The sequence below is a fragment of the Pseudomonas sp. WC2401 genome, from assembly GCF_041200115.1.
Classification (GTDB): Bacteria; Pseudomonadota; Gammaproteobacteria; order Pseudomonadales; family Pseudomonadaceae; genus Aquipseudomonas; species Aquipseudomonas fragi.
On the sequence record NZ_CP165623.1, the window covers coordinates 2391308 to 2414812 of the forward strand.

Annotated in this window: 22 protein-coding genes; all 22 read left to right on the top strand. The window is 49.7% G+C overall.

What is annotated here, in order from left to right; all coding sequences use genetic code 11:
- The first annotated feature begins 2 nt into the window (after nt 1-2).
- The 22 genes from AB3G35_RS10890 (at nt 3) to AB3G35_RS10995 (ending at nt 23497) form a co-directional block, all read left to right on the top strand.
- Nucleotides 3-2234 (top strand): bifunctional prephenate dehydrogenase/3-phosphoshikimate 1-carboxyvinyltransferase, encoded by a 2232-nt coding sequence (locus tag AB3G35_RS10890; protein ID WP_106116283.1) that lies wholly within the window; start codon nt 3-5, stop codon nt 2232-2234.
- The gene (gene cmk / locus AB3G35_RS10895) at nt 2234-2920 is read left to right on the top strand and encodes a (d)CMP kinase (protein ID WP_083369851.1); all 687 of its coding nucleotides are present in this window, start codon (nt 2234-2236) and stop codon (nt 2918-2920) included. The genes AB3G35_RS10890 and cmk overlap by 1 nt, the downstream gene beginning before the upstream one ends.
- Before the next feature lie 123 nt (nt 2921-3043).
- Nucleotides 3044-4738 (top strand): 30S ribosomal protein S1, encoded by a 1695-nt coding sequence (rpsA, locus tag AB3G35_RS10900; RefSeq protein WP_016780248.1) that lies wholly within the window; start codon nt 3044-3046, stop codon nt 4736-4738.
- 329 nt (nt 4739-5067) lie between these two features.
- Nucleotides 5068-5364, top strand: a complete 297-nt coding sequence (gene ihfB, locus AB3G35_RS10905; protein ID WP_003447108.1) for an integration host factor subunit beta — start codon at nt 5068-5070, stop codon at nt 5362-5364.
- Between the two features lie 23 nt (nt 5365-5387).
- Nucleotides 5388-5639, top strand: coding sequence for a lipopolysaccharide assembly protein LapA domain-containing protein (locus AB3G35_RS10910; RefSeq protein WP_134050444.1), 252 nt, complete (start codon nt 5388-5390; stop codon nt 5637-5639).
- 307 nt (nt 5640-5946) lie between these two features.
- Nucleotides 5947-7248: a Wzz/FepE/Etk N-terminal domain-containing protein gene (locus AB3G35_RS10915; RefSeq protein WP_134050446.1), complete on the top strand. Its 1302-nt coding sequence runs from the start codon at nt 5947-5949 to the stop codon at nt 7246-7248.
- Nucleotides 7249-7644: 396 nt separating this feature from the next.
- On the top strand, nt 7645-8172 hold the full coding sequence (gene rfaH / locus AB3G35_RS10920; protein WP_177413512.1) for a transcription/translation regulatory transformer protein RfaH: 528 nt from the start codon (nt 7645-7647) through the stop codon (nt 8170-8172).
- A 160-nt stretch (nt 8173-8332) separates the two neighbouring features.
- Nucleotides 8333-9226, top strand: coding sequence for a glucose-1-phosphate thymidylyltransferase RfbA (gene rfbA, locus AB3G35_RS10925; RefSeq protein ID WP_106116287.1), 894 nt, complete (start codon nt 8333-8335; stop codon nt 9224-9226).
- Complete coding sequence (rfbC, locus tag AB3G35_RS10930) at nt 9223-9789, top strand: dTDP-4-dehydrorhamnose 3,5-epimerase (RefSeq protein ID WP_315247851.1); 567 nt, start codon at nt 9223-9225, stop codon at nt 9787-9789. The genes rfbA and rfbC overlap by 4 nt, the downstream gene beginning before the upstream one ends.
- A 161-nt stretch (nt 9790-9950) precedes the next feature.
- Complete coding sequence (locus AB3G35_RS10935) at nt 9951-11078, top strand: DegT/DnrJ/EryC1/StrS aminotransferase family protein (RefSeq protein WP_169872710.1); 1128 nt, start codon at nt 9951-9953, stop codon at nt 11076-11078.
- Between the two features lie 4 nt (nt 11079-11082).
- A complete protein-coding gene (locus AB3G35_RS10940; RefSeq protein WP_369782656.1) occupies nt 11083-12591 on the top strand; it encodes an oligosaccharide flippase family protein in 1509 nt (502 codons plus the stop codon).
- On the top strand, nt 12588-13874 hold the full coding sequence (locus AB3G35_RS10945) for an O-antigen polymerase (protein WP_134050448.1): 1287 nt from the start codon (nt 12588-12590) through the stop codon (nt 13872-13874). The genes AB3G35_RS10940 and AB3G35_RS10945 overlap by 4 nt, the downstream gene beginning before the upstream one ends.
- Nucleotides 13867-14796 (top strand): glycosyltransferase, encoded by a 930-nt coding sequence (locus tag AB3G35_RS10950; RefSeq protein WP_369782658.1) that lies wholly within the window; start codon nt 13867-13869, stop codon nt 14794-14796. The genes AB3G35_RS10945 and AB3G35_RS10950 overlap by 8 nt, the downstream gene beginning before the upstream one ends.
- A gap of 96 nt (nt 14797-14892) precedes the next feature.
- Complete coding sequence (locus tag AB3G35_RS10955) at nt 14893-15570, top strand: NAD(P)-dependent oxidoreductase (RefSeq protein ID WP_166672959.1); 678 nt, start codon at nt 14893-14895, stop codon at nt 15568-15570.
- Nucleotides 15567-16706: a glycosyltransferase gene (locus AB3G35_RS10960; RefSeq protein ID WP_369782659.1), complete on the top strand. Its 1140-nt coding sequence runs from the start codon at nt 15567-15569 to the stop codon at nt 16704-16706. The genes AB3G35_RS10955 and AB3G35_RS10960 overlap by 4 nt, the downstream gene beginning before the upstream one ends.
- Before the next feature lie 50 nt (nt 16707-16756).
- A complete protein-coding gene (locus AB3G35_RS10965; RefSeq protein WP_106116295.1) occupies nt 16757-17791 on the top strand; it encodes a polysaccharide biosynthesis protein in 1035 nt (344 codons plus the stop codon).
- 2 nt (nt 17792-17793) lie between these two features.
- Nucleotides 17794-18906 carry an NAD-dependent epimerase/dehydratase family protein gene (locus AB3G35_RS10970; protein WP_169904257.1) on the top strand — a complete coding sequence of 371 codons (1113 nt, stop codon included), beginning with the start codon at nt 17794-17796 and terminating at the stop codon, nt 18904-18906.
- A gap of 27 nt (nt 18907-18933) precedes the next feature.
- The gene (gene wecB, locus AB3G35_RS10975) at nt 18934-20064 is read left to right on the top strand and encodes a non-hydrolyzing UDP-N-acetylglucosamine 2-epimerase (protein ID WP_369782660.1); all 1131 of its coding nucleotides are present in this window, start codon (nt 18934-18936) and stop codon (nt 20062-20064) included.
- A 5-nt stretch (nt 20065-20069) separates the two neighbouring features.
- On the top strand, nt 20070-21290 hold the full coding sequence (locus tag AB3G35_RS10980) for a glycosyltransferase family 4 protein (RefSeq protein ID WP_134050733.1): 1221 nt from the start codon (nt 20070-20072) through the stop codon (nt 21288-21290).
- 158 nt (nt 21291-21448) lie between these two features.
- The gene (locus tag AB3G35_RS10985; protein WP_315247862.1) at nt 21449-22111 is read left to right on the top strand and encodes a sugar transferase; all 663 of its coding nucleotides are present in this window, start codon (nt 21449-21451) and stop codon (nt 22109-22111) included.
- Nucleotides 22111-22317 carry a phosphopantetheine-binding protein gene (locus AB3G35_RS10990; RefSeq protein WP_095002790.1) on the top strand — a complete coding sequence of 69 codons (207 nt, stop codon included), beginning with the start codon at nt 22111-22113 and terminating at the stop codon, nt 22315-22317. The genes AB3G35_RS10985 and AB3G35_RS10990 overlap by 1 nt, the downstream gene beginning before the upstream one ends.
- A gap of 148 nt (nt 22318-22465) precedes the next feature.
- Complete coding sequence (locus AB3G35_RS10995) at nt 22466-23497, top strand: Rieske 2Fe-2S domain-containing protein (protein WP_106116327.1); 1032 nt, start codon at nt 22466-22468, stop codon at nt 23495-23497.
- The last annotated feature ends 8 nt before the right edge of the window (nt 23498-23505 follow it).

Genomic DNA, 23505 nt, shown 5'->3' on the forward strand with positions numbered 1-23505 from the left:
TAATGTCTGTGCAATCTGTAAAGCCTGTAATAGGGCGTCTGGTCGTGGTCGGGCTGGGCCTGATTGGCGGCTCCTTCGCCAAAGGTCTGCGTGAAAGCGGTTTGTGTGCCGAGGTGGTCGGGGTCGATCTCGACCCTCAGTCCTGTGCCCTGGCTGTAGAGCTGGGGGTTGTCGACCGCTGTGAAGCGGACCTGGCGACCGCCTGTGTGGGGGCTGATGTGATCCAGTTGGCTGTACCGATCCTGGCCATGGAAAAAATGCTCGGCCTTCTGGCGGGCATGGACCTTGGCCGGGCGGTGCTGACGGATGTAGGCAGCGCCAAGGGCAATGTCGTGCGCGCTGCGGCACAGGCTTTTGGTGGCATGCCGCCGCGTTTCGTGCCCGGCCATCCGATTGCCGGGTCCGAGCAAAGTGGCGTCGAAGCCTCGAATGCCAGCCTGTTCCAGCGCCACAAGGTGATCTTGACACCTGTGGCTCAGACCGATGCCGCTGCGCTGGCCCTGGTCGATACGATGTGGCGCGCCCTGGGTGCGGACGTCGAGCATATGCAGGTCGAGCGACATGACGAGGTGCTGGCGGCAACCAGCCATTTGCCTCATTTGCTGGCCTTCGGGCTGGTGGATTCTCTTGCCAAGCGCAACGAGAATCTGGATATCTTCCGTTACGCAGCGGGTGGCTTCCGTGATTTCACAAGAATCGCCGGCAGCGACCCGGTAATGTGGCATGACATTTTTCTCGCGAACCGCGAGGCAGTGCTGCGCACATTGGATACATTTCGCAGTGATCTCGACGCCTTGCGCGACGCGGTCGATGCAGGGGATGGGCATCAATTGCTGGGCGTCTTTACGCGCGCCCGGGTTGCCCGCGAGCATTTCAGTAAAATCCTGGCCCGCCGGGCATATGTGGACGCTATGAATTCCAACGATCTGATTTTTTTGGCAAATCCTGGTGGTCAAGTAACTGGCCGGATCCGCGTACCAGGCGACAAATCCATTTCCCACCGCTCGATCATGCTCGGCTCATTGGCTGAAGGCACGACCGAGGTGGAAGGTTTCCTTGAGGGTGAAGATGCCCTGGCCACGCTGCAGGCGTTCCGTGACATGGGCGTCGTGATTGAAGGGCCGCATCATGGTCGCGTGACCATTCATGGTGTCGGCCTGCACGGCTTGAAAGCGCCGCCGGGCCCGATCTACCTGGGTAACTCGGGCACCTCCATGCGCCTGTTGTCCGGCCTGCTGGCCGCGCAGAGTTTCGATACTACCCTGACCGGCGATGCATCCCTGACCAAGCGCCCGATGAATCGTGTGGCCAACCCGTTGCGCGAAATGGGTGCCGTGATTGAAACCGCTGCCGAAGGTCGTCCACCGATGACCATTCGCGGCGGTCATGCGCTCAAGGGCATGGACTACACCTTGCCGATGGCCAGTGCCCAGGTTAAATCCTGCCTGTTGCTGGCAGGGCTGTATGCTGAGGGCAAGACTTCGGTCACCGAGCCAGCGCCAACCCGCGACCATACCGAGCGCATGCTGCAAGGCTTCGGCTACCCGGTTACGGTTAATGGTCCTACGGCTTCGGTTGAATCGGGCCACAAGCTGACAGCGACCCATATTGAAGTGCCGGGGGATATTTCCTCTTCGGCGTTCTTCCTGGTTGCCGCCTCCATTGCTGAAGGTTCGGACCTGCTGCTTGAGCATGTCGGTATCAATCCGACCCGTACTGGCGTTATCGATATCCTGCGCCTGATGGGGGCTGACATCACGCTTGAGAACCAGCGCGAAGTGGGCGGCGAGCCAGTGGCTGACTTGCGCGTACGCGCAGCTAAACTCAAGGGTATCGAGATTCCTGAAGAGCTGGTGCCGTTGGCAATCGACGAATTCCCGGTCCTGTTCGTGGCCGCCGCTGTCGCCGAGGGTCGCACGATCCTGCGCGGTGCAGAGGAGTTGCGGGTCAAGGAATCCGACCGCATTCAGGTAATGGCAGATGGCTTGCTGAGCCTGGGTGTGAAGTGCGAGCCAACCCCGGATGGCATCATTATTGAGGGTGGTTCCATCGGCGGTGGTGAGGTTCATGGGCATGGCGACCACCGTATCGCGATGGCCTTCAGTGTGGCTTCGTTGCGCGCAACCGCTCCAATCCGTATCCATGATTGCGCCAACGTTGCGACTTCGTTCCCCAACTTCCTTGCCCTGTGCAAGCAAGTGGGCATGCGTGTAGCTCAAGAGGCAAACTCGTGATGGTTTCGGCACCGGTTATCACCATCGACGGCCCGAGCGGTTCAGGCAAAGGCACGGTTGCTGGCATCCTGGCCAAGCGCCTGGGGTGGAATTTGCTCGACTCCGGTGCTCTGTACCGCCTGTTGGCATTTGCCGCAGGTAATCACGGCGTTGCTCTGGATAACGAGGCGTTGCTGGAAAAACTGGCGGCGCATCTTGATGTTCAGTTCATCGGCGCGACGGACGGTAAGCCGGCACGGATCATTCTGGAAGGTGATGACGTGACCCACGCCATCCGCAGCGAGACCGTAGCGGCTGGAGCCTCGAAAGTCGCGGCCTTGCCGGCTGTTCGCGATGCATTGCTGCAGCGTCAGCGTGCCTTTCTGGAGTTCCCGGGCCTGGTTGCAGATGGTCGGGATATGGGTACGGTGGTGTTTCCTGATGCGCCATTGAAGGTTTTTCTGACCGCCAGCGCCGAGGAGCGGGCCCGTCGCCGTTACTTGCAGTTGAAGGCCAAGGGCGATGATGTTAGTCTCTCGGGTCTGCTAGATGAGATTCGTGCCCGCGACGAGCGTGACACGCAGCGTGCAATAGCCCCGCTCAAACCGGCGGCTGATGCCATACAGCTGGACTCCACGGAGTTGTCAATCGAGCAGGTGCTGGAACGCATCATGAGTGAAATCGCACTTCGCGATATCGCTGGATGACCAAGAAAGCGTGCAGGAGACCAGAAATAGTCCTGCATGCCTTCTTTTATATGAACGTAACCCACATTGTCTGGAATGTGGCAGATGGGCGTATTCCTTCGCCCTTGATCAACAGGAATTAAAATGAGCGAAAGCTTTGCAGAACTCTTTGAAGAAAGCCTAAAAACCCTGAATCTTCAGGCTGGCTCGATCATCACCGCTATCATCGTTGATATCGATTACCAAGCTGGTTGGGTTACCGTTCACGCTGGTTTGAAGTCGGAAGGCCTCATCCCGCTGGAGCAGTTCCACAACGACGCTGGCGAACTGAACATCAACATCGGTGATGAAGTTCACGTTGCGCTGGACGCGGTCGAAGACGGCTTTGGCGAAACCAAACTGTCCCGTGAAAAAGCCAAGCGCGCTGAATGCTGGATCGTTCTGGAAGCAGCCTTCGCAGCAGAAGAAGTGGTCAAGGGCGTTATCAACGGTAAGGTTAAAGGCGGCTTCACTGTCGACGTTAACGGCATCCGTGCGTTCCTGCCAGGTTCTCTGGTTGACGTTCGTCCAGTGCGCGATACTACGCACCTGGAAGGCAAAGAGCTGGAATTCAAGGTCATCAAGCTGGACCAGAAGCGCAACAACGTTGTTGTTTCGCGTCGCAGCGTGCTTGAAGCAGAGAACTCCGCCGAGCGTGAAGCTCTGCTGGAATCGCTGCAAGAAGGTCAGCAAGTTAAAGGTATCGTTAAAAACCTCACGGATTACGGCGCATTCGTCGATCTGGGTGGCGTTGACGGCCTGCTGCACATCACTGACATGGCTTGGAAGCGTATCAAGCATCCTTCCGAAATCGTCAACGTTGGCGACGAGATCGATGTCAAGGTTCTGAAATACGATCGCGAACGCAACCGTGTTTCCCTGGGCCTGAAGCAACTGGGTGAAGATCCATGGGTTGCTATCAAAGCTCGTTACCCAGAAAGCACTCGCGTTACCGCGCGTGTAACCAACCTGACTGACTACGGCTGCTTCGCAGAGCTGGAAGAAGGCGTTGAAGGTCTGGTACACGTTTCGGAAATGGACTGGACCAACAAAAACATCCACCCTTCGAAAGTCGTACAAGTCGGCGACGAAGTGGAAGTTATGGTTCTGGACATCGACGAAGAGCGTCGTCGTATCTCCCTGGGCATCAAGCAGTGCAAATCTAACCCATGGGAAGATTTCTCTGGCCAGTTCAACAAGGGCGATAAAATCTCCGGCACCATCAAGTCGATCACCGATTTCGGTATCTTCATTGGTCTGGACGGCGGCATCGACGGCCTGGTTCACCTGTCCGACATCTCCTGGAACGAAGTGGGCGAAGAAGCCGTACGTCGTTTCAAGAAGGGCGACGAGCTGGACACCGTTATCCTGTCTGTTGATCCAGAGCGCGAGCGCATCTCCCTGGGTATCAAGCAGCTGGAAAGCGATCCGTTCTCCGAGTACGTTCAAGAGAACGACAAAGGCGCAATCGTTAAGGGCATCGTGAAAGAAGTTGACGCTAAAGGCGCCATCATCACTCTGGCCAACGATATCGAAGCGACTCTGAAAGCCTCCGAAATCAGCCGTGACCGCGTTGAAGACGCGCGCAACGTTCTGAAAGAAGGCGAAGAAGTAGAAGCCAAGATCATCAGCGTTGATCGCAAGAGCCGCGTAATCCAACTCTCCATCAAGTCGAAAGATGATGCTGAAGAGAAAGAAGCAATCCAGAGCCTGCGCGACAAGCCAGCTACCTCTGACATTGCTGCTGGTCCGACCACTTTGGGCGACCTGCTGCGTGCACAAATGGAAAAACAGAACTAAGTTCTGATTGACCATAGAAAAAGGGCGACTTAGGTCGCCCTTTTTTGTGCCTGCGATTTGAGTATGAGGTTATCAAGCTCTTGTAAAAGCGTGCGTGTTGCTCGTTCTGGAGTTAGCTGTGGGTGAGGGCGGGCGCTGACGCTGCGTAGCCTGTGCGCTGCCTGGGGTGGTATGGGCCTGATGGCTGTGGTTGTTTGTGGTGGAGCCGGTTATTTGCAGTGCTTATGCGGCTTGTGAAGATAAGTCAATCCCTGGGCTGTTCAAATTCTTTCGATCATGCTAAAACCTTGGGAGCGCTGATCTAGCTGCTTGAAAAAGAAGGGAAAAATATGACGAAGTCGGAGTTGATCGAACGAATTGTCACCCATCAAGGGCTACTCTCATCCAAGGATGTGGAGTTGGCCATCAAGACCATGCTTGAACAAATGTCTCAATGCCTCGCGACCGGGGATCGTATCGAAATCCGTGGTTTTGGCAGCTTCTCCCTGCATTACCGCGCCCCACGTGTAGGCCGTAACCCAAAGACTGGCCAGTCGGTCAGCCTGGATGGCAAATTTGTGCCTCATTTCAAACCGGGCAAAGAGCTGCGAGACCGGGTGAACGAGGATGAGGAAGACGACATTTAACCTTCAGGGAACAGGAGTTGCCGATGCGTAACGTCAAACGAGCAGTGCTGGCGGTGTTTTCTCTGCTGATCATGTTCGGGGTCGTGATTTTCACCCTCGAAAACCAGCAGCCCACGGCACTGATGTTTTTGGGTTGGCGCTCCCCTGAACTGCCGCAATCGTTTTTCTTTATTGGCGCCTTGCTGGTGGGGATGGCGGTTGGGCCGTTAATGGGCTTTATTGCTTACCAGCGCAAGGCGAGCAAGCTCAAGCGCCGATTGCAGGCTCAGGTATAAGGCGGTGTGCAGTGTGGGAAGGCTGCCACCTTCCGGTCAATCAGGTGCTTTGATTAGGCAATTCCCAACAGGCCTGGTGGGTTGTATTGTTTGGTAATGTTGGCAGAATGCGCACTGTTCTCGATTGCCAGAAATTTTTATGCTTCGTCAGGTCTACAGTGATGGTTAACCTGATTGTCAAAGCCACGATAACTCTCGTACTTAAAAATTTCTGCATGACGAGCCCGCAGATTCATAATGAAGGCAGGCCTTGTTTGTGAGTAGCAATACCCCTGTTCCCGTTGGGCCGCTGTCTAATGAGGCTGACTTGTTTGCCTTGTTCCAGGCTGTGTGGCAGCAAAAAACGATCGTCATTGCTACGACGTTGCTCTGTACTCTGATTGCCATGAGCTATGCACTTCTGGCAACGCCTGAATATCAAGTCAGCAGCACTCTGCGCCCGGCGGCGATCAATGAGCTGGATGCCCTCAACCGCTCAGGTGTCTATACCCTGCCTCCCAGTGAAGCCTTGTTGAAGGTTGGTTCAGCCCTTGAGTCCTATGACACTCGACTGGGCTTTTTCAAAAGTCACCAGGCCTTATTCAATCAATTCAAACAACCCGGGCGCACACTTGAGCAAAGCTTCGAGGAGTTCGATCGCAGTTCGCTGAAACTCAAACTGCCTGATTCCCAGAAACCGGGTTCCCTGGGTGCCTTCATAGGGCTTGAACTGAACTATCCGCAAGGGGTTGATGGCGTACAAATTCTCAATGGCTTTGTAAATTACGCCATTGCCGCCGAGCGCGAGCAAATTGCCGCAGACCTGAAGGTTATCGTCACTAATCGGCTGGCTGAGCTCAAGGGCAAGCTCGACGCAGCGCGTGCCAGTTATGAAACCGATAAAGACGTACGGATCGCGACCTTGCTGGAGGCTGATAACCTCAAGCGCGCGCAGTTGCAAGACGAGGTCAAGGCACTTCGCCAGCAACTCAAGACCGGACGCCAGGATCGAATGGCGCAGCTGGATGAAGCTATTGGCATCGCCAGGGCATTGGGCATTAGCAAGCCGACAACTCCTTCAAACCTGGGAGACACGGCGCATCCTGGCGAAACGAGTGTGATGCGCACCGAAATCAACAACCAGCAGATACCCCTGTATTTCATGGGTGTAGAGGCACTTGGTGCCGAACGTGCGGTCTTGCAGCAGCGCAAGACGGATGATTTTACCGCCGAACGCATTGCCGAGATTGCGCGTGAGCTGCAGTTGTTGCAGAGCAACCGTGAAGTTGAGGTGCTCAAACAGCGCAAAAATGAAGATCTGTTCTTGAGTGGGGTTGAGCCATTGCGCGCTGAAATTGTGCGTCTCGGTGGCGTGGCCAATCTGGATTTCAGCAATTTGAAGCTGGTTTCTGTTGATCGTGAGGCTGTGGAGCCTCTGGGCCGAGTCAAGCCCAGGAAGACTTTGATTGTAGCGTTGGGAGTGGTGCTCGGTGGTCTGGCAGGCATCCTCATTGCTCTGCTGAGGCACTTTGTGCTGCTGCGTCGAGCACAAACACATTATCCAGTGCCGACGGGAGTATTGACAGGCTCGCTCGGCAGCGCAAAAGGCTTGGAAAAGGATTGTCACTGATCCCTCCTTGGAGAGCGTGGTTTCCTGCCCAGCTCTAGGGGGGGGCATGGCCTCTTCATGGAGTTGTACAGTCCGCGCACCACGCCACGCACAGCGATTCTGTTGCTGGTGCCTCGAGTTCGTGCCATTAATTGTCTGCAGATGCAGGTTCAATTGGAGCAGACCCTCCCGATATGGCCTTTTATCTTTGGTGCATGGCTAAATAGTGGCAAACAAGTATCAAAAAATGCGGTAGGACTTGCATCAGTCACATAATAAAACTGTCGATGTACTGGCTCCTATGAACGAATGCTGTGGTGCGTTTAAATATCACGGCCGGGCAAGAACCAACTGCTTGCCATTGGCACATGCACTGCACAATGGTAAAACACGGAAGAACCTATTTATGAATTCCTCATGCACATAACAAGTAACACCGTTACTCAGGAACCCGCTGAATCCAGAACTGGTGATTGGTATCTGGTGCAGTGCAAGCCTAGACAAGACGAGCGCGCCGAGGAAAACCTCCAGCGCCAGGGCTATGAATGCTCACGCCCGGCATGCCGCCGCGAGCGGCTGCTGCGCGGTCAGCGGCAATACGTACAAGAGTCCTTGTTCCCGGGTTATCTGTTTATCCATATGCCGCAAGGCGCCAATTGGGCTCCATTGCGCTCCACACGTGGTGTGGCACGGGTTGTCGCCTTTGGTGGGCGTCCGCTTGCCGTCAGCTGCGAACTGGTTTCCCAACTGCAGAATCGTGCAGAGACTCACATCATTACGACGTTTAACCCGGGTGACAAAGTCACCATCCTCGATCAAGGCTTTGCAGGTATTGAGTCCATTTTTATGGCGATGGACGGCGAAGAACGGGTGATCCTGCTTATCAATTTAATGAACCGTCAGCAACAGATCAGTTTGCCGATGGCGAGTATTACCAACCACTAACCGGAACTCTGGCGCTGCCGAGTCAATCATCACATAACGCGTTCTCAGGGAATTGACGATGAATCCTGGGGCGGTAGCGTGTTTTATCCAAAAAAGATTTCAGTCACCGTCTGTCCGTGCGGCAGGTGCTGCACCGAATAGTTAAGGAAGTGCTTGAGACATGACCCCCCTAAAACGTAAAGGCATCATCCTCGCCGGTGGTTCGGGAACACGCTTGCATCCACTCACATTGGGTGTTTCCAAGCAGATGTTGCCTATCTACGACAAACCCATGATTTTTTATCCGTTGTCAGTATTGATGCTGGCCGGCATGCGCGAAATACTGATCATCTCAACCCCCGAGGATTTACCCTGCTTTAAAAAACTGCTGGGCGACGGCAGTCAGTACGGAATAGAACTGAGCTACGCCGAACAACCCAGCCCCGATGGATTGGCGCAGGCCTTTATCATTGGTGAAGAGTTTATTGGCCAGGATCCAGTTTGTTTGATCCTTGGCGATAACATTTTTTATGGGCAGAACTTTTCTGAGAACTTGCGTTCCGCCATGTCACAGACGTCTGGCGCTACCGTCTTTGGTTACCATGTCTCTGACCCGGAACGCTTTGGAGTCGTCGAGTTTGATGATGCCGGTTGTGCGCTCAGCATCGAGGAGAAGCCTGCTCGGCCAAAATCCAACTATGCGGTCACGGGGTTGTATTTTTACGATAATCAGGTCGTGGATATCGCAAAAAGAATCAAGCCCTCATCGCGAGGCGAGCTTGAAATTACAGATGTCAATCAATCTTACCTGCAGCAGAAAAGCCTGAATGTCCAGATGCTGGGAAGAGGGTTTGCCTGGCTGGATACCGGTACGCATGAGTCTTTGCTTGAAGCGAGTCACTTTGTTCATACCATTGAGCACAGGCAAGGCCTGAAAATAGCGTGCCTGGAAGAAATCGCCTTCAGTCGCGGCTGGATAACACCTGAAAAATTGAGTGAGCAGGCGGAACGTTTTAAAAAAACAGGGTATGGCCAATACTTGACTAAATTGTTGAACGAATGGAGTGGTGTGTGAAATTCACTTCGGCGGCACTTGATGGCGTAGTTATCATTGAGCCAAAAGTATTTGTAGATGAACGTGGCTGGTTTATGGAAAGCTTCAATGAACGATGCTTTCAGGAAGGACTTTCGGGATTGGGGCTGCCTGTTCCAAAAGCGTTTGTTCAAGACAATCAGTCCAGCTCGAAGAAAGGTGTACTGAGGGGGCTGCATTATCAACTTGGACCGCATACGCAAGGCAAGTTGGTATGCGTCACTCAGGGGGCTGCATTCGATGTTGCAGTCGACATCAGAGTGGGTTCGCCAACGTTTGGTAAGTGGTACGGTGTTGAATTGTCTGCAATGAACAAGAAAATGCTGTGGATTCCTGAGGGGTTTGCCCATGGTTTTCTTGCGTTGGAAGATGATACTTGTTTCAATTATAAGACTACCAATTATTACAACAAGGACTCAGAGCGGAGTCTGCTCTGGAATGATCCGGCGCTGGGGATTGAGTGGCCTGCAATGGAGGGTTATCTGATTAGTGAAAAAGATCAGCGTGCACCGCTCTTAAGAGATGCTGATTTGTTGCACATTTAATTTGAACCGGTTGGCGATAGCTTATGTGTTGCGCTTGATGTCGAGCAGGGAAGAGTTGGTATTTAATTCGTCTCATTCTGCTTGATTTGTATAGCTCTCTGGACGAGTTGAAGTCTTGATTTTTCAACCTCCATCTTAATACATTTATAGTAAGGTGCGTTGTGAACAGTAAGCCAATATACGTAACGCAGCCTTCGCTGCCTCAACTCTCCGAGTTCAATGTATACCTGGAAAAAATCTGGGGAAATAAAATTCTCACCAACTGCGGTGAGATGCACCAGGCGTTAGAGAAAGAGTTGTGTGAGTACTTGGGGGTGGAGTATATCTCGCTGTTCAATAACGGTACCATCGCGCTTTTAACTGCTCTGCAGGCACTCGATGTCAAAGGTGAGGTGATTACAACACCTTACTCGTTTGTGGCCACCGCACATTCTTTGCTCTGGAATGGGATTACACCCGTTTTTGTAGATATAGATTCCAGTAGCATGAACATGAATCCGGCCAACATCGAGGCTGCGATTACACCGGCAACCACGGCTATTATGCCTGTGCATTGTTATGGAAATGCCTGCGATGTTGCAGGCATTGATAGAATTGCAAAAAAACATGACTTGAAAGTAATTTATGATGCTGCGCACGCGTTTGCCGTAAATGATCATGAGGGTAGCAGTCTCTTGAATTATGGCGATTTAAGTGTGCTGAGCTTTCATGCCACAAAAGTATTTAATACGTTCGAAGGTGGTGCGATTGTTTGTCAAAGTGCCGCCATGAAGAAAAAAATAGACCAGTTGAAGAACTTCGGTTTTGTCGATGAAGTGACAGTCGTGGCGCCGGGTATTAATGGAAAAATGAGTGAAGTGAATGCGGCTTTCGGCCTGCTTCAGCTCAAAACAATTGACGCTGTGTTGGCCAGGAGGAAACAGGTTTCGGAGTACTACCGGGCGGAGCTTGCAGCCATACCCGGAATAAAATTGGCGGGAGGCGATGATTTCGAACGTTCCAATAATTCATATTTCCCGATTCTGGTGACGGAGGAGTTCCCTGTTTCTCGCGATGGGTTATATGAGCAGTTTAAAGAAGCCAATATTTTCAGTCGCCGCTATTTTTATCCTCTGATCAGCGACTTTCCAATGTACAAGCATTTGAGGTCTTCAGCTGATGCCAATTTGCCAGTTGCGAAGCATATGGCGGAACAGGTCCTGTGCCTGCCGATACATGCTGAGCTGACTGGAGAAGATTTGTTGAGAGTTGTGACGGTTATTAAAGCTTGCTCGTCGATGTGCAGGTGAGTAAGTGTCAATAAAGAAAAATGTGGTCGCGAATTACGCAAGCCAGATATATATAACCCTGGCTGGCATAGCCATGCTGCCTCTGTATCTTCGTTATATGGGGGCAGAGACTTACGGGCTTCTGGGCTTTTTCACCATGTTGCAGGCCTGGTTCAATTTATTGGACCTTGGGTTGACCCCAACCATTAGTCGCGAAGCTGCTCGCTTGAAGGCGGGTGTGTTGAGCACTCTGGAGTTCAAGCAACTCTTCAGAGGCCTGAGCGTCATTTTTATGGTACTGGCCATTGTGGGAGGCGGGAGTATATTTTTACTGTCACCTTATATCGCTAATCACTGGCTGAAGGCTGAGGTCCTTTCCCATGGTCAAGTAGCGTTGGCCATTCAAATAATGGGTGCCTGCGTGGCTCTGCGCTGGATGGGAGGGCTGTACCGGGGTGTGATAAGCGGGGTGGAGCAGCAAGTCTGGTTGGGTGTGTTCAATGTCATCATTACAACCTTTCGGTTTGTTCTTGTGTTCCCTGTCATGTGGTATTTTGGGTATACGGCGCAGACGTTTTTCTTTTATCAGCTGGGCGTGGCGACCCTGGAAATCCTGGGTTTGTGGTACAAGTCATGCCAGATAATAAGTGATTATAAATATGATAGTCAGCCTGTTGGCTGGTCAATAAAACCTGTAAAAGCCGTGTTGCAATTTTCCATGACGATTGCATTTACATCGTCTGTCTGGGTGTTCGCAACTCAGACGGACAAGTTGTTATTGTCTAAGTTATTGCCATTGAATGAATATGGTTTTTTTACCCTGGCTGTATTGGTGGCAAGCGTTGTGATGGTCATCAGCGGGCCTATAAGCTCCGCAATCATGCCGCGAATGGCCAACCTGCATTCACAAGGTAAAACGGACCAAGTAATTGACGTCTATCGTAAATCAACACAATTGGTGAGTCTGCTGGCAGGTGTTGTGACCCTAACGCTGATGTGTGCAGGCGGTCAGTTATTATATGCCTGGACCGGCGGTGCTCAACTTCAAGAAAACACAGCGTTGATACTGAAGCTCTATGCCTTGGGGAACGGATTTTTAGCGATTGGTGCTTTTCCTTACTATATGCAGTATGCAAGGGGCAATTTGCATTATCATTTGAAGGGTAACGTGATAATGATAGCAACGATTCTGCCGGCCACTTATTTTGCGGCGAGTCATTATGGAGCGGTGGGTGCAGGGTGTGTGTGGCTGCTGACTAACTTGCTGTTTGTAATGTTCTGGGTCGCCTATGTGCATCGAAAATTAATACCCGGAATTCACCTGGACTGGTTGCTTGGCGATGTGTTGAAGGTGCTTGCTCCAGGGGTTGTTGTTGCCTTGTTGATAAGTGCATTGGATGTGCAGCCTGCAGGTGTAATCAATAATTTGTTGTTTGTGATTGGCGCTGGGTTGGCAATTTTTATGACCATGATTCTGGTCGCCTATTATCAATTGAAGTTATCACTTTTCGATGAGCTTAAGAGGCATAGATGATTTTTATTCCTGTGCTGGTAGTGGGTTTTTTGTTTTTAATGTATCAGGTGCTCAATGGCTTCAGGTTTGGTGTTGTCAGTTACCTGGTGTTTATTTATTTCTCATCTTTGATATGCTCGCTGATTTTGTATTTATTCTTCTCATATGATGAAAAATATAATATTCAGTTAGAGCCCATGATTTATTTTTCACTGGGTTTGTGTGTGGTCTTTATCGGGTTTTTCCGTTTTCGAGATCACCGCTTGCAACATATAGTGCTGAATAATATCAGGTTCATAAAGTTTGTTGAAAAAGCCATAGTGCCCTTCACCTTCGGGGCCATAGTTTTTTTCTTATGGCACGCATTGACAGTGCTCAGTGGAGATATTGAAGCCAACCGAAATGCAGTCGCTGCAGGTGAGGCAAACTATTTGGGCAGCGCGGGTATAGTCAACTCTATATTTTCGTTGGTCGCCAATTTATTCCTTTTAAATATGTTGTACGCCTTTTTGAACCTGACGGATGCCTACCCTGGAGCCAGGTCGAGCAAAGCCTTTATGCATTTGATCCTGAGCACGGTGTATATTTTTTACATCATGGCTTACGTGGGGAGAGACGGTGTTGTATTTTGGGGGATGTCGCTGATTTTTTTCTATCTCTTGTTCAAGGATTTTGTGACTGAGCAGAAGTTAAAGTTTCTGAAGCGAGCAGCGTTGATATTGGCGGTACCCGCTATTTTCGTGTTCATGATGATTTCCGTAAAACGTTTTGGTGGTGGTGGTGCGGGTGATCTAGTACTGGCGTTAATGGATTATGCCGGTCAGCAAGCGTTAAACTTCAATGATCATTATCTGGTTGATCCACCACTTGCCCTGGGCGCCATATCATTTGCCCCCGTGGTGAATTTCGAATCATACGTTCTTGGCTCCCTCCCCGCGATGTTTGACAAAGAAGCCTGGAATCAGGTGTTTTTAGACAATGGTGTGATGCCCTGGGTGTTTACCACTCTGGTTGGTTCTTTCATGTATGACTTTGGTAGGGTGGGCGGCTTGATTGCGCTTACCGTACTCAGCGTCCTGGCGTATTGTGCCTCACGAGATGTAAATAAGCATGGCTTCATAAAGTTCTCTGATTTGCTCTTGTTTATTTTACTTTTCCAGGTTGTTTCGTGGGGGGTGTTCTACTACAGGCAGTACTCGGCCTTTTTTTATCTGTTGAGTCTCATCGCCCTGATGACGCTTTTCAAATGTTCGGGTAGTAGCAGCAAGGTAATACTGAGTAAGGTGGATCGCCTGAGTGAGTAAGTCAATTGTTGTGAGTGTTGTGTGTACTACGTATAACCAAGAGGCGTTTATTGGCCAGGCTGTGGATTCCTTTTTGGCCCAGCGCTTATCCGTGCCCTATGAAATCATCATTCATGATGATGCCTCCACGGACAGTACGCCTGAGATATTAAAGGGGTATGCGGAGCGCTATCCCGACGTAATCAAAGTTATTCAGCAGCAATCAAATAAATATTCGACCGGACAGCGAGTGTTTGATTTGGCAGTGTGTCATGCAAGGGGAGAATATATTGCGCCTTGCGAAGGAGACGATTTTTGGTGCGAACCGTTGAAGCTGGAAAAGCAGCTCGCGTTCCTGAAAGAACATGCTGATTATGGCGCGGTGTTTACGGACACCAATGTATTGGACCAATCAACTCAGTCAACCGCTTTGAATCATGACGCTTCCAGAGGTTTCCAGCCTCCGGCAGGCGATGTCAAGGCAGACTTGGTGAGAGGTAATCCGTATAAATCATGTAGCGTCTTACTCAAGGCCGATGCGTTGAAGGGCTATCATCAGCACGCCGATTTCTTGAAAGTCAAAATGCTGGATTATATTTTATGGCTACACGTTGCCAGTAACTATAAAATTGGTTACTTGAATGAAAGCATGGCCACGTACAGAGTATTGCTACAAAGTGCTTCGCACTTTTCCTCGCACACCGGAAAAATCAGGTTTGAAAAAAATGCCTATAAAGTGGCTGTGTATTTCAATAAATATTTTGGCAGTATTGTCAAAAAAAATGAGTTGAAGTCCGCCTATGCTCACAACCTGTTTATTTATTTTCTGAAAAAACGACAATTCAAAGCAGCAGCACAACATGTGCGCTGTGATAGGTATTTCGCGGCTCAAGCATTAGCAGTAGTAAAGCGACAGATGCAGACGCTGGTTCACCGGTGGTGAAATGCGCAGTGCCGGTTTATTTATTTTTAGCTGATACATTCCGAAAAGTATTATTCAATGATTAAGATAATAGGTAATGGACTGCTCGCCAGAAACATGGCCAATTTGAAGGCTGAGAGGGATTGCCTAATCATTGGTGCGGGGGTGTCAAACTCGAGTGAAACCCGGCTTGCCGAGTTTCAACGGGAAATAGACCTGGTCACGACTGCAATACAACAGCACAGTGAACTACGCATTGTATATTTTTCTACATGCAGTGTGAGTCAAGCGGTTCGCACACCGTATATTGATCATAAATGTGCGATGGAAAAAATAGTCTCTTCACTCGCGGCAGAGTGGTGTATTTATCGTCTCCCTCAAGTGGTGGGTGTTGTCAATAATTCGACGCTCATCAGTTACATCGTCAGGTCCATACTGCAGAATATCACGCTCAAGGTTCAATTGAATGCGCAACGGCGTTTAATTGATATTGACGATGTTGTGCGTGTGTGTGGGCGATTGCTGAATGCAAACCAGGGTGTCAACACAGTTCAAAATATAGCCCCTGGTCACTCTGCGTCGGTGGTGCAAATAGTTGAACGCATTGCGTACGGACTTGGTAAAGAACCCAGGTATGACTGTGTTGATGCAGGCGAGTCATATGAGATTGATATACAGCCATTGGTAGGCTTTATAGGTACGGAAGATCTCATCTTTACTGAAGATTATTGGCGTACTGTTCTCGATAAATATATCCCGCTGTTGAGAAATGTTTCGACCCAAGGTAGTGTATGACGAATAGACAAAGACAGCATGTCTTGATAAATGGTTCTAATCTTCATGTGGGAGGCGGAGTCGCGGTCGCGACTTCATATATTAAATCCCTGAGCCAGAAAAAAAATCTGGAATTTGATATATCCCTCCTTGTATCAACCAAAATCATGAAGAATCTGAAGGATCTTGATACAGATTTTTCCGTATTCAGGTCTGTGAAATCCATTGACTATGTTGGAATCAAGGCACTGTGGAGCGGTTTAAGCAAAGAACTGTCCGGCTACGATTTGGTATTTACTGTATTTGGACCCGCTTATACGCTGCGAAAGCCAACCAGACATATCGTTGGTTTTGCACAGCCCTCTATCATTTACCCTGACAGCCGGGCGTTTTTAAAGATACCTGTGCGTCAGCGAAAAGTTGAGCGGTTGAGATTCAAGTTGCAAGAGTTTTTTTTTGCACAAGCGGATGCCCTGGTGGTTGAGTTGGAGCATGTCAAAACAGGTTTGCAAAAAATACCAGCTTTCCGCAATAAAAAAATTTATGTGGTGAATAGCGCAGTCGACTCGGTTTTTTCCGAGCCCGATCGATGGCTGGCCATAGACACCCCCATGGGCTCTGATCGCAGAATAAAACTGGGTCTGATCTCAAGGAACTATGCGCACAAAAACCTTGATCTGTTGCCTTATATCAAACAAACATTGAAAGAAAAGCATGCCATCGAGGCAGACCTCTTCGTGACCTTCGTGCCAGAAGAGTGGGACACCTGTTCTGATTTTTTCAAAGAAAATATAAATAATGTGGGGCCCTTGACGCTTGCGCAGTGCCCAACGTTTTATGCTTCATTGGATGGCGTGATTTTCCCGAGTTTGCTGGAGTGCTTTTCTGCGGTCCCTATAGAAAGCATGTTGATAGGCAAACCTTTATTTGCTTCGGATCTTCCATTCATCAGAGATTGTTGTAAAACCTACGCTAACTATTTTACGCCAGAGGATGCGGACTCTGCTGCCGCAGTCATTGCAGATTACTATAGTAGGCCACTGGCTGAGCAAGAAAGTTTTGTGAGCGATGCGCAGCGTTACGTGAGTTCTTATCCTTCAGCTGCAGACAGGGCTGACTCATACCTCACGTTGATAAGACTTGAATTAAACGGCTGATGTTGACAGCGTAATAATGCCGTCCCTGAATAATTTAGCCAAGGTGTTTTATGTTTCAAGATAAAGTGTTGATGTTGACAGGCGGTACAGGCTCGTTTGGCAATGCCGTTTTGAATCGCTTCCTGAAAACTGATATTTCAGAGATCAGAATATTCAGTCGTGATGAAAAAAAGCAAGACGACATGCGCAAAAAGTTCAACAACGAAAAGTTGAAGTTCTACATTGGCGATGTCCGTGACTTGCAAAGTGTAACGAATGCCATGAGGGGGGTTGATTATGTGTTTCATGCCGCCGCCCTTAAACAGGTACCTTCTTGCGAATTTCATCCAATGGAGGCGGTTAAAACGAATGTTATCGGAACCGATAATGTCCTCGAAGCGGCCATTCTGAATAATATAACGCGAGTGGTTTGTTTAAGTACTGACAAGGCCGTGTATCCGATCAATGCCATGGGTATTTCCAAGGCCATGATGGAAAAGGTCATGGTTGCCAAGGCGCGCACGGTTGATAAATCGAAGACGGTCATTTGTGGCACTCGTTACGGTAATGTGATGGCTTCACGAGGGTCTGTGATCCCGCTGTTTATCGACCAGGTTCGTGCTGGCAAGCCTTTGTCCATTACCGATCCCAACATGACGCGCTTCATGATGACCCTCGCGGATGCCGTTGATCTTGTCTTGTATGCCTTTGAACACGGTAATAACGGAGATTTGTTTGTACAGAAGGCACCTGCCGCAACAGTTGAGACACTCGCGCTTGCCTTGACCGATTTGCTGGGCGTTCCCGATCATCCCATTCAGGTTATCGGCACGCGGCATGGTGAAAAGCTCTATGAGGCCCTGCTAAGTCGTGAGGAAATGGCATGTGCGCAAGACATGGGCGATTACTACCGTATCCCTCCCGATCTTCGTGATCTGAACTACAGCAAGTTTGTTGAAGAGGGCGAAGAGAAGATTTCTCATACGGAGGATTACAACTCTCATAATACGATGCGTCTGGATGTCGAAGGCATGAAAGCGCTACTGCTAAAACTCAGCTTTATGCAGGCCATTCAAAAGGGTGAGCATGTGACGCCAGAGGAATGAGCATGAAAGTCCTGATCACGGGCGCTGATGGTTTTGTAGGTCGAAACCTGGTCGCTCATCTGAATGAAATGCCCGATATTGAAGTTGTCAAGTTCGGCAGAGGAGATGATGTTTCATCTCTGCACACACAATTGCCGCAACTGGATTTCATTTTTCACCTGGCGGGTGTCAATCGCCCTTTGTGCCAAAGTGACTTCACCGCAGGGAATGTCGATTTAACGGCTTCGTTGTGCGAGGCTGTCTCCACGGTAAAGCGTGATATACCTATTCTTTATACCTCTTCTACCCAAGCTTGTTTGGATAATGCCTATGGCATCAGCAAGAATAAAGCAGAAGAAGTTTTGGCGACGCATGCGCGCGAGACTCAATCAACGGTATTTATCTACCGTCTGCCCAATGTCTTCGGTAAATGGTCACGGCCAAATTACAACTCTGCGATAGCAACTTTTTGCCATAATATAGCCCGGGATTTACCAATCACTGTCAATGACCCGGGCGCGACGCTTGATCTTGTTTATATCGATGATGTGGTTGAAGCGTTTGTAGGGGTGATGAGGTCCACTGTGAAGGGCCTTCATCAGTTAAGTATTGATACCCGCTACAAGACCACCGTGGGTGCCGTTGCCGAGCAAATCCATGCCTTCAAGGACTCGCGTGAAAACTTGATCACAGAGAAAGTAGGTACTGGCCTGTGCCGCGCGCTGTATTCAACGTATTTGAGCTTTATCCCGACAGATAAATTTTCTTATGGTGTGCCAAAACATGAGGATCCTCGGGGTGCTTTTGTTGAAGTCCTCAAAACCAAAGATTCGGGGCAGTTTTCATATTTTACGGCTCATCCTGGCATCGTTCGTGGCGGTCATTATCATCACAGCAAAACCGAAAAGTTTCTGGTTGTCAGGGGCCAGGCCTGTTTCAGGTTTCGTCATATAGTGACCAATGAATATTATGAACTGTTCACTGACGGGGCGGTTCCACAGATTGTTGAAACGGTGCCGGGGTGGACGCACGATATCGTCAACATAGGCCCCGAAGAGATGCTGGTCATGCTCTGGGCCAATGAGATTTTTGATCGCTCACGGCCTGATACTTTCGCATCAAAGACCATTATCTAAGTCCGTTAGGGTAGTCATAAGGCACTCATGAAAAAATTAAAAGTCGTTACTGTTGTCGGTACGCGCCCCGAAATCATTCGTCTGTCACGTGTCATTGCCCGTCTTGATGAGCACTGTGAACACCTGTTGGTGCATACAGGTCAAAACTATGACTACGAACTGAACCAGATTTTCTTTGATGATTTGGGTATTCGCAAACCCGATCACTTCTTGAACGCGGCTGGTCAAAGCGGTGCCGAGACCATTGGTAATGTGATTATCGCTGTTGATCGTATGCTTGCGCAGACCGAACCCGAAGCACTTTTAGTGCTTGGGGACACGAACAGCTGCATGGCAGTCATTCCGGCAAAACGGCGAAAAATCCCCATCTTCCATATGGAGGCGGGTAATCGTTGCTTTGACATGCGCGTGCCAGAGGAAATTAACCGCCGCATTGTAGACCACACGGCGGATGTCAATCTGACGTACAGCACCATTGCCCGTAATTATTTGCTAAGAGAAGGGCTCTCTGCGGACATGGTGATTAAAACCGGCAGTCCAATGTTTGAAGTCTTGAACCATTATCGCGCAGCGATAGAAGACTCTGATATTTTGGATCGGCTGCAATTGAAGTCCGGACAGTTTTTTACGGTGAGTGCCCATCGCGAAGAGAATATCGACTCGGACAACAATTTTATCAAGCTTGTTGAAGTGCTGAATACGGTGGCAGAGAAATTCAACCTTCCGGTGATTGTCTCTACCCATCCGCGAACCCAAAAAAGGGTTGATGCAATGGGGGTCAAGTTTCACCCGAATGTGCAACTACTCAAGCCGTTGGGCTTTATGGATTACAACAAGCTTCAACTTGAAGCGAAAGCTGTTTTGTCGGACAGTGGCACTATCAATGAAGAATCGTCTATCTTGAACTTCCCGGCGCTTAACCTTCGCGAAGCGCATGAACGCCCAGAAGGCATGGAGGAGGCTGCGGTCATGATGGTTGGGCTGGAGGTTGAGCGTGTCCTCCAGGCCCTGGATATTCTCGATACCCAGGCCCGCGGTGCCACGCGAACATTATGTCTTGTCGAAGACTACAGTGTGCCCAACGTATCTGAAAAAGTTGTGCGCATCATCCATAGTTACCGAGACTATGTGATGCGCACCGTTTGGAAAAGGTATTGAGTGATATGACGGTCCGGGTTTTATTGATGACTCAATGGTTCGATCCCGAACCCACTTTCAAGGGTATCGTGTTCGCTCGAGAACTGGTTCGGCAAGGTTTTGAGGTCGAAGTCATTACCGGCTTTCCCAATTATCCCGGGGGGAAGATTTACCCTGGCTATAAAATCAGGCTTGTGCAGAAAGAGCAGATAGAGGGCGTCAACGTTACCCGGGTGCCTCTGTACCCCAGCCATGACAAGAGCAAGATCGGCCGGATACTCAACTATGTGAGTTTTGCCTGCTCGCTGATGATCTATGGCCTGTTCTCGAAAAAGGCGGATGTGATTTACGCTTATCATCCTCCTTTGACGGTCGGTATTGCTGCGTCGATCGTTGGTTTTTTCCGCCGCGTGCCGGTGGTCAATGACATTCAGGACATGTGGCCGGACACCCTGAGTTCGACGGGGATGATCTCTAACAAGCGTGTCATTACGCTCGTCGGTAAAGTGTGTGATTGGGTGTACAAGCGCTCCACCAAAATAGTGGTGTTGTCCCCAGGGTTCAGAACGCTTTTGGTCGAGCGTGGTGTACCCCCCGAAAAAATAGAAGTCATTTATAACTGGTGTGCTGAAGATGCCATCGCTCAGGCACCGGGCGAGAAAGGTTCTGTTTTCAAGCCGGACGCTAAATTTCGCATCTTGTTCGCAGGCAATATGGGCCTTGCCCAGGCGCTGGACGTTGTGCTGGACGCTGCAGTCTTGTTGTCGACGGCCGCGCCGCAAATCGAGTTTGTTTTCCTCGGTGGGGGACTTGAGGTCAACAATCTCAAGCAGTTAGCGCAGAAACTAGAGCTTCAGAACGTTGTTTTTCTGCCTCCTGTGTCAATGGCCGAGGTCGGTGCTTATTTGAATTCTGCTGATGCATTGCTGGTTCATCTTAAAAAGGATGAGCTGTTCAAGATCACCATCCCTTCGAAAACCCAGGCTTATATGGCTGCAGGCCGGCCGATACTGATGGCCGTGGATGGTGATGCTGCTGACCTGGTGAGCAACAGTCACTGTGGTGTTGTCGCCAGATCTGGCGACGCACAGTCGATAGCGGATGCTGCGATCAAATTGCTCAAGGCAACCGAAGGCGAGCGTCAGGCAATGGCCGAGAACGGCAAGGCGTTTTACAAGGCCAATCTCTCTTTGTCTCGGGGAGTTGAACGATTTGGTTTGATTTTCAAGTCGCTTGCTCGCCAATAGCCTAAAGTTCATGCTTTGTAGCGGCTGTTAGCAGAATTTGCAGGTGATTTTATTTAATTATAAAATCACTGTTTATTCAAATTTGGAATAAACAGGGTCATGATCAAGGTCTGGAATTTTCAGGAGAGCCAAAAGCCGCTGGGAATGATAGTTTTAGCATGTCGTTCGTGAACCTGGTAATGAGGAATGGTGCATTGAAACGTGTATTTGATATGGTCCTTGCACTTGTTGGTCTGATTGTGTTAATGCCTGTTTTTATTGTCGTGTCGGTTTTGATTCGAGTGAAGCTGGGAGGCCCCGTTTTTTTTACTCAGATACGGCCCGGCTTGAATGGTAAGCCCTTCAAAATGATCAAGTTCCGGACGATGAGAGACGCTGTCGACCAGAATGGAAATACGCTTCCCGATGCTGACCGAATGACTGATTTTGGCCGGGTCTTGAGGTCCACCAGCCTGGATGAGCTCCCGGAACTCTTGAACGTTCTGAAAGGCGACATGAGCCTGGTTGGCCCGCGGCCCTTGTTGATGCAATACCTGCCTTTGTATTCAGCAGAGCAAAATCGTCGTCATGCGGTCAGGCCGGGGATCACGGGATGGGCTCAGATCAATGGCCGAAATGCGCTCAGCTGGGATGAAAAATTCAAACTCGACACTTGGTATGTAGACAATCAGTCGCTGCTATTGGATATCAAGATACTCTTTCTCACGGTTAAAAAAGTGCTCGTGAGAGAAGGCATATCGCAAGATAATAATGTAACGATGGAAGCTTTCACCGGAACCATGGTTTCGCAACGAAAAATCTCAAGTGATAAGGAACGGTAATGAGCGATACAATTTTGCGTTTGATTGAAGAGTCGATGGAAGCCGACGAGAATACGATTGCCCTGGGGCAGCCTCTGGATTGGGATTCCATTGCGGTCGTTACCTTTATGGCGTTGGTTGACGAGCGTCTTAACAAGACTGTGTCTGCTGATCGCCTGAACAAGTGTGAAACGGTGGACCAGGTCGTAGAATTGTTGGCGGCTTGAATATAGATCCCGTTTGGGTGATTTGAGGTATGAGTGCTCAACTGGAGGTTTCAGTTGAGTATTTTTATTTCTGGCTGACGAGTGAGCATGTGCGGCGTGCTCGGCGATGGTTTCAATGACCGTGCTGTGCTAGGAGGGCGTGTTGGAGATGAAGGTTTTGGATTCTGTAAAAATAGCGGATGACTTGATCAGGTCGTACTGGCATCCAATAGGTCACAAGTCCGAACTCGCCTGTGACAGGGATTTCATTCGCTTTGAGATCAAGGATTTTGAAGTTGTTGTCATCAACGATAAAGGTAATTTCGTTGCATTTGACAATCTGTGCCCACACCGGGGGGCACGTTTTTTTACAGAAGATTTTGGCAACCAGTTTGTTAAGTGTCTCTATCACGGCTGGAGTTATTCACGCGGAAAGGTGAATGTCGCCGGGGTCAAAAATTTTCAGGGCTGCGGCATTGAACATGCTGCGTTGAACGAGTTTCGTCTCGAAGCGTGTGGCGATTTTTTGTTTTTTGCAATAGAGCCCAGGAGCAGCTTGAAAGAGCAATTGGGTCAGGAAGTGTTTTCTATACTGCAAAGAGTCAGTGGGGATATTGATTCGTGCGCTGATTTCAATCGATACCCCTTCCAATGTGACTGGACGATCGCTTTGGAAAATGCCCTGGAGCCTTACCATATTCCATTGATTCATACCGAAACCCTGGCAACCCTGCAGCTAGGGGTTGGTGTGAATGATTTTTTCGCCGAGAATTCCATTTGGTATTCGCCTGTTGAAAATGAGAAGGTTGCAAAGCGACTCAAAAGCCTGAACCGTTTTTATGCGACAACGGATCCTTTTCAAGGCTACATGAGCATATTTTTATTTCCGTTCTCCATGATCTCTTCAACGTTCGGCTACTCTTACTCGGTTCAAAACTTCTTCCCGTCTCCCTCGACACAGAGCACTTTTTTTACCAGTCGCCTCTATCCCGCCAAAAACAGTGAGCCGCGCTATAAGGACATGACGTCAGGTTTCGTGCAGTCAAGTGCTGATATCAACCGGAAGATATTTGATGAAGATCATCAGATTTGCAGGCGCATTCCAAGCAAATCGTGGTCAACTTCACCGCCCAAATTTACCAGCACGCTTGAGCAAAAACTGCTTCATTTCCGTGCGTCTTGTGCACAATGGAATAAATAGTCATCTTT

Excerpts from the sequence above, each read along its gene's own strand:
- ihfB (WP_003447108.1), top strand. The coding sequence starts at position 5,068 with ATGACGAAGTCGGAGTTGATCGAACGAATTGTCACCCATCAAGGGCTA.
- AB3G35_RS10985 (WP_315247862.1), top strand. The coding sequence starts at position 21,449 with ATGTCGTTCGTGAACCTGGTAATGAGGAATGGTGCATTGAAACGTGTA.
- wecB (WP_369782660.1), top strand. The coding sequence starts at position 18,934 with ATGAAAAAATTAAAAGTCGTTACTGTTGTCGGTACGCGCCCCGAAATC.
- AB3G35_RS10960 (WP_369782659.1), top strand. The coding sequence starts at position 15,567 with ATGACGAATAGACAAAGACAGCATGTCTTGATAAATGGTTCTAATCTT.
- AB3G35_RS10955 (WP_166672959.1), top strand. The coding sequence starts at position 14,893 with ATGGCCAATTTGAAGGCTGAGAGGGATTGCCTAATCATTGGTGCGGGG.
- rpsA (WP_016780248.1), top strand. The coding sequence starts at position 3,044 with ATGAGCGAAAGCTTTGCAGAACTCTTTGAAGAAAGCCTAAAAACCCTG.
- AB3G35_RS10945 (WP_134050448.1), top strand. The coding sequence starts at position 12,588 with ATGATTTTTATTCCTGTGCTGGTAGTGGGTTTTTTGTTTTTAATGTAT.
- AB3G35_RS10910 (WP_134050444.1), top strand. The coding sequence starts at position 5,388 with ATGCGTAACGTCAAACGAGCAGTGCTGGCGGTGTTTTCTCTGCTGATC.
- AB3G35_RS10890 (WP_106116283.1), top strand. The coding sequence starts at position 3 with ATGTCTGTGCAATCTGTAAAGCCTGTAATAGGGCGTCTGGTCGTGGTC.
- AB3G35_RS10980 (WP_134050733.1), top strand. The coding sequence starts at position 20,070 with ATGACGGTCCGGGTTTTATTGATGACTCAATGGTTCGATCCCGAACCC.
- AB3G35_RS10970 (WP_169904257.1), top strand. The coding sequence starts at position 17,794 with ATGAAAGTCCTGATCACGGGCGCTGATGGTTTTGTAGGTCGAAACCTG.
- AB3G35_RS10965 (WP_106116295.1), top strand. The coding sequence starts at position 16,757 with ATGTTTCAAGATAAAGTGTTGATGTTGACAGGCGGTACAGGCTCGTTT.
- cmk (WP_083369851.1), top strand. The coding sequence starts at position 2,234 with ATGGTTTCGGCACCGGTTATCACCATCGACGGCCCGAGCGGTTCAGGC.
- rfaH (WP_177413512.1), top strand. The coding sequence starts at position 7,645 with ATGCACATAACAAGTAACACCGTTACTCAGGAACCCGCTGAATCCAGA.
- AB3G35_RS10995 (WP_106116327.1), top strand. The coding sequence starts at position 22,466 with ATGAAGGTTTTGGATTCTGTAAAAATAGCGGATGACTTGATCAGGTCG.
- rfbA (WP_106116287.1), top strand. The coding sequence starts at position 8,333 with ATGACCCCCCTAAAACGTAAAGGCATCATCCTCGCCGGTGGTTCGGGA.
- AB3G35_RS10990 (WP_095002790.1), top strand. The coding sequence starts at position 22,111 with ATGAGCGATACAATTTTGCGTTTGATTGAAGAGTCGATGGAAGCCGAC.